The sequence below is a fragment of the Lactobacillus delbrueckii subsp. delbrueckii DSM 20074 = JCM 1012 genome (assembly GCF_001433875.1).
In the GTDB taxonomy this organism is placed as follows: domain Bacteria; phylum Bacillota; class Bacilli; order Lactobacillales; family Lactobacillaceae; genus Lactobacillus; species Lactobacillus delbrueckii.
Window position 1 is genome coordinate 1 of record NZ_AZCR01000058.1, and the last position, 9,173, is coordinate 9,173.

Annotated in this window: 12 protein-coding genes; 2 read left to right on the forward strand and 10 right to left on the reverse strand. The window is 50.4% G+C overall.

Going from position 1 to position 9,173, the window contains the following annotated elements:
• Positions 1 to 109: 109 nt before the first annotated feature.
• The 6 genes from FD23_RS07185 to FD23_RS07210 form a co-directional block, all read right to left on the reverse strand.
• Positions 110 to 715 (reverse strand): TIGR01906 family membrane protein, encoded by a 606-nt coding sequence (locus tag FD23_RS07185; protein WP_002876598.1) that lies wholly within the window; start codon positions 713 to 715, stop codon positions 110 to 112.
• Positions 712 to 1,482, reverse strand: coding sequence for a TIGR01457 family HAD-type hydrolase (locus FD23_RS07190; RefSeq protein WP_025896168.1), 771 nt, complete (start codon positions 1,480 to 1,482; stop codon positions 712 to 714). Before FD23_RS07190 ends, FD23_RS07185 begins: the two co-directional genes overlap by 4 nt.
• Complete coding sequence (locus FD23_RS07195; RefSeq protein ID WP_044880556.1) at positions 1,479 to 2,012, reverse strand: YutD family protein; 534 nt, start codon at positions 2,010 to 2,012, stop codon at positions 1,479 to 1,481. The genes FD23_RS07190 and FD23_RS07195 overlap by 4 nt, the downstream gene beginning before the upstream one ends.
• Positions 1,972 to 3,390, reverse strand: coding sequence for a bifunctional metallophosphatase/5'-nucleotidase (locus FD23_RS07200; protein ID WP_052933726.1), 1,419 nt, complete (start codon positions 3,388 to 3,390; stop codon positions 1,972 to 1,974). The genes FD23_RS07195 and FD23_RS07200 overlap by 41 nt, the downstream gene beginning before the upstream one ends.
• 10 nt (positions 3,391 to 3,400) lie before the next feature.
• A complete protein-coding gene (locus FD23_RS07205; RefSeq protein WP_025896167.1) occupies positions 3,401 to 3,733 on the reverse strand; it encodes a hypothetical protein in 333 nt (110 codons plus the stop codon).
• Between the two features lie 106 nt (positions 3,734 to 3,839).
• A complete protein-coding gene (locus FD23_RS07210) occupies positions 3,840 to 4,841 on the reverse strand; it encodes a substrate-binding domain-containing protein (RefSeq protein WP_025896166.1) in 1,002 nt (333 codons plus the stop codon).
• Positions 4,842 to 4,992: 151 nt separating this feature from the next.
• On the opposite strand from FD23_RS07210, the gene pepQ reads away from it, so the two are divergent.
• Positions 4,993 to 6,099 (forward strand): Xaa-Pro dipeptidase, encoded by a 1,107-nt coding sequence (pepQ, locus tag FD23_RS07215; RefSeq protein ID WP_052933727.1) that lies wholly within the window; start codon positions 4,993 to 4,995, stop codon positions 6,097 to 6,099.
• A gap of 63 nt (positions 6,100 to 6,162) precedes the next feature.
• Here pepQ and FD23_RS07220 read toward each other — a convergent pair whose 3' ends face one another.
• From FD23_RS07220 to FD23_RS07230, 3 genes are all read right to left on the reverse strand, one after another.
• The gene (locus tag FD23_RS07220; RefSeq protein WP_025896165.1) at positions 6,163 to 6,408 is read right to left on the reverse strand and encodes a hypothetical protein; all 246 of its coding nucleotides are present in this window, start codon (positions 6,406 to 6,408) and stop codon (positions 6,163 to 6,165) included.
• A 90-nt stretch (positions 6,409 to 6,498) separates the two neighbouring features.
• Positions 6,499 to 6,867, reverse strand: coding sequence for a hypothetical protein (locus FD23_RS07225; RefSeq protein ID WP_025896163.1), 369 nt, complete (start codon positions 6,865 to 6,867; stop codon positions 6,499 to 6,501).
• Positions 6,868 to 6,889: 22 nt separating this feature from the next.
• A complete protein-coding gene (locus FD23_RS07230) occupies positions 6,890 to 7,309 on the reverse strand; it encodes a DUF948 domain-containing protein (RefSeq protein WP_016396726.1) in 420 nt (139 codons plus the stop codon).
• Between the two features lie 131 nt (positions 7,310 to 7,440).
• Between FD23_RS07230 and FD23_RS07235 the strand changes: the two genes are divergently transcribed.
• A complete protein-coding gene (locus FD23_RS07235; RefSeq protein ID WP_025896161.1) occupies positions 7,441 to 8,292 on the forward strand; it encodes a mechanosensitive ion channel family protein in 852 nt (283 codons plus the stop codon).
• Between the two features lie 41 nt (positions 8,293 to 8,333).
• Here FD23_RS07235 and FD23_RS07240 read toward each other — a convergent pair whose 3' ends face one another.
• Positions 8,334 to 8,954 carry an XTP/dITP diphosphatase gene (locus tag FD23_RS07240; protein ID WP_025896160.1) on the reverse strand — a complete coding sequence of 207 codons (621 nt, stop codon included), beginning with the start codon at positions 8,952 to 8,954 and terminating at the stop codon, positions 8,334 to 8,336.
• Positions 8,955 to 9,173 lie beyond the last annotated feature (219 nt).

Here is a 9,173-nt window from a genome sequence, read left to right on the forward strand (position 1 = left end):
CTTGACCGCATTTACCGGCGTAGATAGTCAAAATCTGCCAGATGTTATGGTAAGTGTTCAATTTATTCTTGCAATTGGCGGTCTAAATTCTGTTTAAGTGCTTTCCGGTTTACTTTTTCAGCAAAAAGCGGGCCAGGTAGAGCTCGTAAATCGCTCCGCCAACCGCAAAGCAGGAGGCAAAGAAGCCTTCCGTCAGCACGTTGATGACCGGGTCAGTCGCCGGGTCAAAGAGCCAGTTGTCATTGCGGAAAAAGAAAGTATGAAAGACCCGGAAAAAACTGTCAAAGTCGGTTAAGGCAAAAGGCATGACCACAATTGGCAGCAGCATCAAGAGCAAGGCCTGGGTCTGGGTCAATTTAAGCGGCTTCTTGTAATTGCGGAAATAGCTGCTGAGAGCCAGGCAGAGCAGGAAAACCAGCTCGGCCAGAATAAAAAGATTTTTGGCATCGGCAAAGTGAGCAGCCGCTGAAGCCGAAGTCGGCAGGTTGCTCATCTGCAGCTTGGTCTGCCCAGGCCAAACCAGGTAAAGCAGGAGCTGGTTATAGTTGCTCATGACCTGGCCCACGGTCAAGTTAACCGTTTGGTAAGTCTTCTCCAGCAAGGTAAAAAGCAAAAGCAAGGGCCAGCTGACTACGATCGCGCCAACGACAGCGCTGGAGACCGCGAAAAAGAAATGGAAAAGGGGCTGGCCCAGCTTGCTTAGGAATTTTTTCATAGGCTAAATTCATCCAAATCGTTCACTAAATAAGTCGGCGGAGTGAGACCGGCCAGGTCTGCCTTTTGCGTCACCCCGGTCAAGGTCAAGAGGGTGTCGACTCCGCTGTTGATTCCGGCCATAATATCAGTTGGGTAATTGTCCCCGACAATCAAGGCCTCTTCCGCCCTAACCCCAGCCAAGTCCAGGGCGCGGTTGACAATAATGGCTTCCGGCTTGCCAATAAAAAGGGGCTTTTGCCCGGACGCGACTTCCAGAGCCGCGCAAATTGAACCGTTGCCTGGCCGCAGCTCCTTGCCCACCGGCAGGTTCTGGTCGGAATTGGTGCCGATAAAGACCGCTCCCCGGTGAATGCAGCGGGTGGCAACCATGAGCTTGTGATAGGTCAAGTCCGTGTCCATCCCCACGATCACGTAGTCAGGATTTTCCTCGTCATAATAGAATTCCGGCCGGTCCAGGATCTCCTTCCACAGGCCAATTTGGCCAATGATGTAGACGCCGATTGGCCTTTTCGCATCTTTTTCCAAAATATAGCTGGCCGTGGCCATGCTGGGCGTGTAGATCTTGGAAACGTCGGTCTTGACTCCGTGCCCGGCCAGTTTGTCAGCTACCATCTGGGGCGTCCGGGTCGTGTTGTTGGTCAAAAATAAGTAATCAAGACCTGCCTCATCCAGGCGCTTGACAAAGCGGACGCCGGATTCAATGGTCTCCTTGCCCCGGTAAATGGTCCCGTCCAAATCAATCAAAAATAAGCGGTAATCTTTCACGGCTTCTTCTTTCTAATCACAAAGGCCTGGTGGCGGCGGTTCTTCTTGCAGCTTTCAGCATAGCTGCCCTTCTTGGGCCGGCCGTCCTTGACCTTTCTTTCGCTAAAAGCCGCCTTGTTCTTCGGCCGCTTTCTGGCTGGCCGCCGGCGCTGGGTCGGCCATGGCTTACGGCTGGGCTGGAGGGATTCCAAGATAAAGTAAGGCGCGCCAGGGTTGCAGTATTCAGTCAAGTAGTCAACAATCGTCGACTTTTTTCGGTCAATGGATGTCTTGACATAGTCATTGTAAAAGCCCCTGAGGCGGAGGTGGTCGCTGGATACATCCCCGACCAGATAATCATACTGGTCCAGGTATGGATCGTACTTTTGCTTCAAAACTTCCCGGTCTAAAGCATCCCGCTGGTTGACCAAAAGGCGGTATTCCCGCTGATTGATCACGACCTTTTCACCGGCAACCACCACCTCTGCCAGGGGGTGGAGGGGCTTAGCTTCAGCTACCTCTGTTTTCTGCTCTTTCTGCTCTTTCCTCAATAAATTCACCTTCTTTTTTCACAGGATACTTGCGGCCTAAGTAGTCGCCTACGACTTCCCTTAAAAACTGCGGGAAGAGGAATTCATTTTCACCGACAATGGCCAAAGTCGGGAAAAACGGGATCAGGACATAGTGGTCCAAAACGGCGATCCGGTATTCTTCCGCCGGGTCCAGCAATTGCCCGTTGACGAAAACGTTCCTGGTCATTGGGTCATACTTGATCCCTCTGTAGTAGACCTGGCCAAAAATCTTCCCTCTAAAGCCCATCCCCACCAGAGGATAATGTTCCAAAAAGTGCCGGTTCTTTTCCACTTCCATGACCAGCCGCCACAAGTCCCGGCCTAAAAGGGTAGTCCGGACGACATGCATCGGGTGCGGCAGGGCATGCTGAAGGTCAAACTGGTTGATGAGGCCGCTCTTAAATGGTGTCAAAAAGAGGCCGGTGCTCAGCATGGCCAGGTCAGTACCGGCAAAGTCAGCGATCGCATCCAGGGAGACGTCGATCGCGGCCAGCTTGTCATCCTTGAACTTCTCTGGCAAGTCCGCCACCTGCCGGCTCTGCAGCATCTTCTGCCCCTCTTCATATAAGGCGGCAATTTCTGCTTCATCGCCCGCCTGGCTTGGCAAATCAGCTACCGGCACGGTAGTTGGTTTAATCGAAATGATCTTGTGGTCATCGCCGATTTCCAGGCTAATGTCGCCGACATAATTGCCCCACTTTCCCGTCTGGGTGATCCAGGTGCGGCCTTCCTTGACCCCTTTTTCCAAAAGGGTGTGGCTGTGTCCGCCCACGATCAGGTCGATTTCCGGGTAGTGCTTGGCCAGCCACTGATCCATTCTGAGGCCCACGTGAGTCAGCAAAATCAAGCAGTCATACTGGCCGGCAATTTCCGGCAGGACCCGGTCCATAGTTTCGCCCAGCATCTTGATCTGCCAGTGGTTGGGACCGTATGTCATTGGATAAGCGGCCGTCAGACCCACCAAGGCCAGGCGGGTGCCCTTTTTGGTCTTGATGATCTTGTAGTCATTAGCCCAGGCCGGCCAGCTTTCGTCTTCTTCTCTGAGATTTGACAAGAGGACCGGGAAGTTGGCATGGTCAAAAAGCCGCTCCAAGACGGCATGCGGGTTGGAAATCCCCTCATTGTTGCCGATCGTGATGGCGTCATAGTGAAAGTCATTCATCAAGCGGATGTTGGCCCGGCCCTCTGTAGCATCAGACAAGGGATGGGACCGGTCCATGAAGTCGCCGGCGTCAAAAGTCAAAACCTGGTCGGCAGCCGCCGTTTCTTGCACCTGCTTCAAATAGCGTCTGATTTTTGGAAAATGCTCAAAGTGCGAGTGCAAGTCGTTGGTATGCAGAATCCGCAAAGTTTCCATTGTCTTCCTCCTAGCCGATCTTGTTGGCTTTCAAAACCATTTCGTAAGCATCCCTGACCGGGCCTTTAGGCTTGTCCCATTCCACCCATTGCGGGTTCTCCCAGTCTTCTTCGTTCATCAAAGTATGCAGCTGGTAGGTCTTGTTAATGTACTGCTCGTAAGTTTCCAGCGCCTTGGTGCGCGGGATGTTGATGACCAGAATCCGCACGCTCTTGATTAAACCGTTGTTGGCCGCCAGTTCCGCGAAGCCGTTTTGGTCGATGTTGGAAATTTCATAGTACTGACTGCCGTCGTTTCTGGTAATCTCTTCGATCAAGTCGAATTGCTGGTATAAGTGATCCATTTGTGCCCCCCATTATCTTATAAAAAGATTGTAACACAAAGTTCAGCCGCCTTTGCCCGGGCGAAACTAAAAGAGCCCGCCGCTTGGTAGGCTCTTTCGAAAAATCTTACTTGTTCAAGGTACTTTGCTTCTTGATCAGTTCATATGGCAAAACGATGTGCTTGTCTTCCAGGCTTTCATCGTTCATCAGCTTGGTCAGCATTCTCATGGCCACGGCACCCAAGTCGTAGAGCGGCTGCTTGATCGTGGTCAAGGCTGGCCGGACAACTGAGGCGATCTGGGTCGCGCTGGCCGTAATGATTTCGAAATCTTCCGGCACCTTAGCCCCGCGATCCAGAGCTGAGTTGAGGAGGCCGACTGAGGAAACGTCCTTGGTGATGATGGCCCCGTTGATCCCCTTCTTGGCCAGTTCCGGGTAAAGGTTGTAGCCGTCAGAGTAGTCCTTGATGTTGTCAAAAATCTCGCAGCCTTCCAGTTCATTGTCAGCCACGAACTTCTCAAAGGCCGGAATCCGGTAGTTCCGGTTGATCGAAGCTTCCTTGTCGCCCACGATCAAGGCCAGCTTCTTCTTGCCGTCGTTCAAAAGCAGGTTCAAAGCTTCCGTGTCGGCCTTCTTGTAGTCGATGTTGGCTGAAGGGAATTCCAGGTTGTCGGAAACAGTCCCGGCCAAAACGACTGGCGTGTCGGTCCGCTTGAATGCTTCCGCTACTTCTTCAGACAGCTTGTTGGACATGTAAATAACCCCGTCAACCTGCTTGTTGAGCAAGCCTTGAATGACGGCGTCTTCCTTCATCAAACGGTTTTCCACGCTGGAGATGATGATATTGTACTTGTACAAAACAGCAATGTCGTCGATCCCCTTTGACAATTCGGCAAAGTACAAGTTGGTCAGGTCCGGCACGATCAAGCCGACTGTTGTGGTCCGCTTTGAGGCCAGACCCTGCGCTACCGCGTTTGGTTGGTAGTGCAGACGCTTGATAACTTCCATGACCCGGTCACGGGTTTCCTTGCGGACATTGTTGTTGCCGTTGACTACCCGGGAAACCGTGGCCATAGAAACCTTGGCTTCCCGAGCAACATCGTAAATGGTTACATCTTGCTTATTCATAATAACAGCCCTACCTATCTAAATACTAAATACTGATTTAATGATACCATGAGAACACTTTTCGTGCAATCGCTTACAGCTATTTTTTCAACTTTTTTCAGTTTTTTAGTGCTATACTGAGGTTAATTTCATCAGTAAGGAGAATTTTGCCATGAATTTAGACAAATTACAAAACTGGCTGCAGGAAAACGGGATGGACGTAGCCTACGTTTCCAGCCCGACTACCATCAACTATTTCACGGGTTTCATTACCGATCCTGAAGAAAGAATCTTTAAGCTTTTCGCCTTCAAGGACGCTGAACCCTTCCTCTTCTGCCCGGCCTTGAACTATGAAGAAGCCAAGGCATCAGCTTGGGACGGGGACGTGGTCGGCTACCTGGACAGCGAAGACCCATGGAGCAAGATCGCTGACGAAATCAAGCAGCGGACCAAGGACTACCAAAACTGGGCTGTCGAAAAGAACGGCTTGACGGTTGCCCACTACCAGGCCCTGCACGCTCAATTCCCAGACTCCGACTTCTCCAAGGACTTGTCTGACTTCATCGCCCACATCCGCCTCTTCAAGACGGAAAGCGAACTGGTCAAGCTGCGCAAGGCCGGGGAAGAAGCGGACTTTGCCTTCCAGATTGGCTTTGAAGCCCTGAGAAACGGGGTTACCGAACGGGCCGTGGTCAGCCAGATTGAATACCAATTGAAGCTGCAAAAGGGCGTGATGCAGACCAGCTTTGACACCATCGTCCAGGCCGGCAAGAACGCGGCCAACCCGCACCAAGGCCCAAGCATGAACACGGTACAGCCAAATGAACTGGTACTTTTTGACTTAGGGACCATGCACGAAGGCTACGCTTCTGACTCCAGCCGGACGGTCGCTTACGGGGAACCGACTGACAAGATGCGGGAAATCTACGAAGTCAACCGGACTGCCCAGCAAGCAGCCATCGACGCGGCTAAGCCAGGCATGACGGCCAGCGAACTTGACGGGGTAGCCCGCAAGATCATCACTGACGCCGGCTATGGTGAATACTTCATCCACCGCCTGGGCCACGGGATCGGGATGGAAGTCCACGAATTCCCGTCCATCGCTAACGGCAACGACGTCGTTTTGGAAGAAGGCATGTGCTTCTCTATTGAACCCGGGATCTACATCCCAGGCTTTGCCGGTGTCCGGATCGAAGACTGCGGAGTCCTCACCAAGGATGGCTTCAAGCCATTCACCCACACTAGCAAGGAATTGAAGGTTCTGCCAGTTAAGGAATAAAACCGAAAACAGAAAAAGGCTTCTAGAAGTATCTCTCTTATAGAAGCCTTTTTTTGTATACAATTATGCCTTGCGCAGGTCGCGAATCAAGTAGTAGACGCCAATTAAAGTCAACAGCAAGAAGACATTCTGAAAATCATGATAGCCTTCCTTCATGACAAAAATGGCAAAAAACGCGGCAGGCAGGATAGTCAAGATTATTCCCCGATATTTTCTCAGCTTCAAAACAAAAGGATTATCTGATTTTCTGAAGGAAAAATACATTGCCATTAGGTAAATCAGAAAAAGGACCATGTTTGTTGTCGTCATGTGATTTATCCTCAACTAGTAAAAAAGCGAAACCCGAAAGCATCGAGTTCTACTTTTCTGCTTATTCAAAATCTATCGTGAAAAAATTTACTATTCTTGATCTGGACTAGTCGGCGTGCTTGGTTCTTCCGGCCTCTCTTCCCCTTCTTCGCTCTTTTCAGCATTGTCCAGGTCTCTGGCGTCTTGTTCGCCGGCGCCGTTAGCTGAATCGTCGATTACGATGTCGTCGAAGTCCTTCAATTCAGAATCATCTTCAATGTTCTTTGGGAAAGAAGCCAGTTGGTTTTTCAAGATTTCTGTCCCGTTGTCGTACTTTTCCTTCAAGTCTTCAACGTTTGGATTGCTCTTGATCTTGTCCTTGACTTCTTTAAGCTTGTCGTCTGAGATCAGGCTGGCAGCTGCAACCCCAGCAGCAGCCCCAAAGACGGCCCCTAATAAAAAGCTACCAAATTTGCTCATGGTTGTTCTCCTTTTCTTAATCCTAACCCTTCCGCCGGAAATGTCTGGCAAAAGCCGACGTAATTACGGAAGTGATCATTCCCGTCCGGGTAAAGTGGGCATTGGAAACCTTGTTGATCATCTTCTTGGATGATTCGTTGATGTCTGAGACGCTTTGGCCCAGGTCAGCGGCGGCCTGAACGACCGGCTGCAAAGTTTCCATCTTACTATTGACGTCTTGCAAAAACGCGTCGGTCTTTTCCAAGAGTCCGCCGGTCTGCTTCATCAAGTCATCCATGTCTTCAGTCAGCTTGGCCATAGATTCATTGGTCAATTGGACTGTCTTCTCAGCCTCTTTCAAAGTCTTCGAAACATTAAGCAACATGGGAATCGTAAACAGGACCAGTACCAAAAAGGCAATGGCCGCGATCAAACCGGCTAAAGCGCCAAATGAAATTGTCATAGCTTACTTCCCCTTTCCTTTCTAAAAAGAGTCTAGCATGAAAACGATTTAGACACAATCGAAAGATTTTCCGAAGTTTTTACCCGCTTTTCTGTTATCCTTTAAGCATAGCTGAAAGGAGCATTTTTTCAATGAAAAATCTTGATTTCAAAATTGCCGGCATCTCTGTCGACGTCGACAAGCTTTTTACCAGCGGCGTGACCATCCTCTGGAAGCTGCTGATTTCGACCCTGGTCTTCTACCTGGTCAGCCATTTTGGTCGGAAAATTATCAAGCGATACCTGGATAAGCACAACGACAAGCTTGTCCTCTCCAAAAGGTCCCAGACCATCTCAGCCTTGGTGAACAGCCTCTTCCACTACACCATGGTCTTCTTCTATGTCTACTCCATCTTAACCATCCTGGGCATCCCTGTCGGCACCTTGATTGCCAGTGCCGGGATCTTCTCTTTGGCCATCGGCCTTGGGGCCCAGGGCTTCATGAGCGACCTGGTCAACGGCTTCTTTATCCTCAGTGAAGGCCAGTACGATGTCGGCGACAATGTCGAGATCGGGACTGAAGCCGGGACCGTGACCCAGCTGGGCCTCAGAACCACCCAGATCGTCACCACTGACGGCACCTTGATCTTCATACCCAACCGGCAGATTTCCATCGTCAGAAACCTAACCCACGGCGGGATTGGCCTTAACTTGGACCTGAACCTGGATGCAGACACCGACTTAAAGCAGCTGGCCAGCCTGCTTGACCAGGCTGATGAAGATCTGCTTGCCTGGCATGACAAACTGGTCAACGGACCAACCCAGATCGGGGTCATCGGCCAGCAGGGGCAGACGATCACCTACCGGGTCCACTTCCAGGTCAAGCCGGGCTTTGAAGGCAAAATCCGCCAGGCCTACTGGCAGACCTACCTGCAATACTTACGGGCCAACCAGGTCAAATTTGGCCAGGAACCGGTTATCATCAACAACAGTAAAAAAGCTTGATCTAAAAATGCTGAGCCGCGGCCCAGCATTTTTCTTTGATCTTAGTTGAATTGAGCGAGCCAAGCTGGCAGTTCTTCGATCAAAGCCTTGACTGCCTTGCCCCGGTGGGAGACTTCGTTCTTTTCTTCAGTGGTCATTTCGGCGAAAGTCTTGCCCTTGCTTGGTACGTAGAAGAGCGGGTCGTAGCCGAAGCCGTCCTTGCCGCGCGGAATTGCCAGAACTTCACCTTCGCAGGTGCCAGTTACAACCAAGTCCTTGTCTTCGTGGCCTGGCATGGTCAAAACAAGGGTAGTGACAAACTTGGCTTGGCGCTCGTCTTGCGGAATCCCGCCCAAGGCTGCCAAAAGCTTAGCGTTGTTTCTGGCATCGTTGTGGGCCTCACCGCCGTAACGGGCTGAGTGTACGCCAGGAGCGCCGTTCAGTTTAGCAACCTGCAAGCCTGAGTCGTCAGCCAGAGTTGGCAGCTTACTATAGTCTGCCAAAGCGTGCGCCTTCAGCTTAGCATTAGCTTCAAAAGTCGTCCCCTTTTCGTTAACGTATGGCGGGTTGTCCAAATCTGCATTTGATTTAAGCTCAATGTCCAGACCAGCCTGCTTGAAAGCTTCTTGCACTTCCTTAACCTTGTTTTGATTATCTGTAGCAAACAATAGTACTTGAGTCATATGGTACTCCTATCATTTCAAAATATAAAAAATCTCTCTACTGAAATTTTACCACTTATTCAAGCCTTTTCGAACTTACAAATAGAGTAATTTCTGCTATTTTCACCTCTTTTTCAGCCGACAGGAACTTTTTTCTTTTTTTGGTTCAGTATAAATTCTTGTGTAAATAGAAAATAGGCAACAAAAAAGAAGGGTTGTCCCTTACAATGTTAATAACGA

Excerpts from the sequence above, each read along its gene's own strand:
- FD23_RS07185 (WP_002876598.1), bottom strand. The coding sequence starts at position 715 with ATGAAAAAATTCCTAAGCAAGCTGGGCCAGCCCCTTTTCCATTTCTTT.
- FD23_RS07200 (WP_052933726.1), bottom strand. The coding sequence starts at position 3,390 with ATGGAAACTTTGCGGATTCTGCATACCAACGACTTGCACTCGCACTTT.
- FD23_RS07205 (WP_025896167.1), bottom strand. The coding sequence starts at position 3,733 with ATGGATCACTTATACCAGCAATTCGACTTGATCGAAGAGATTACCAGA.
- FD23_RS07210 (WP_025896166.1), bottom strand. The coding sequence starts at position 4,841 with ATGAATAAGCAAGATGTAACCATTTACGATGTTGCTCGGGAAGCCAAG.
- pepQ (WP_052933727.1), top strand. The coding sequence starts at position 4,993 with ATGAATTTAGACAAATTACAAAACTGGCTGCAGGAAAACGGGATGGAC.
- FD23_RS07220 (WP_025896165.1), bottom strand. The coding sequence starts at position 6,408 with ATGACGACAACAAACATGGTCCTTTTTCTGATTTACCTAATGGCAATG.
- FD23_RS07225 (WP_025896163.1), bottom strand. The coding sequence starts at position 6,867 with ATGAGCAAATTTGGTAGCTTTTTATTAGGGGCCGTCTTTGGGGCTGCT.
- FD23_RS07230 (WP_016396726.1), bottom strand. The coding sequence starts at position 7,309 with ATGACAATTTCATTTGGCGCTTTAGCCGGTTTGATCGCGGCCATTGCC.
- FD23_RS07235 (WP_025896161.1), top strand. The coding sequence starts at position 7,441 with ATGAAAAATCTTGATTTCAAAATTGCCGGCATCTCTGTCGACGTCGAC.
- FD23_RS07240 (WP_025896160.1), bottom strand. The coding sequence starts at position 8,954 with ATGACTCAAGTACTATTGTTTGCTACAGATAATCAAAACAAGGTTAAG.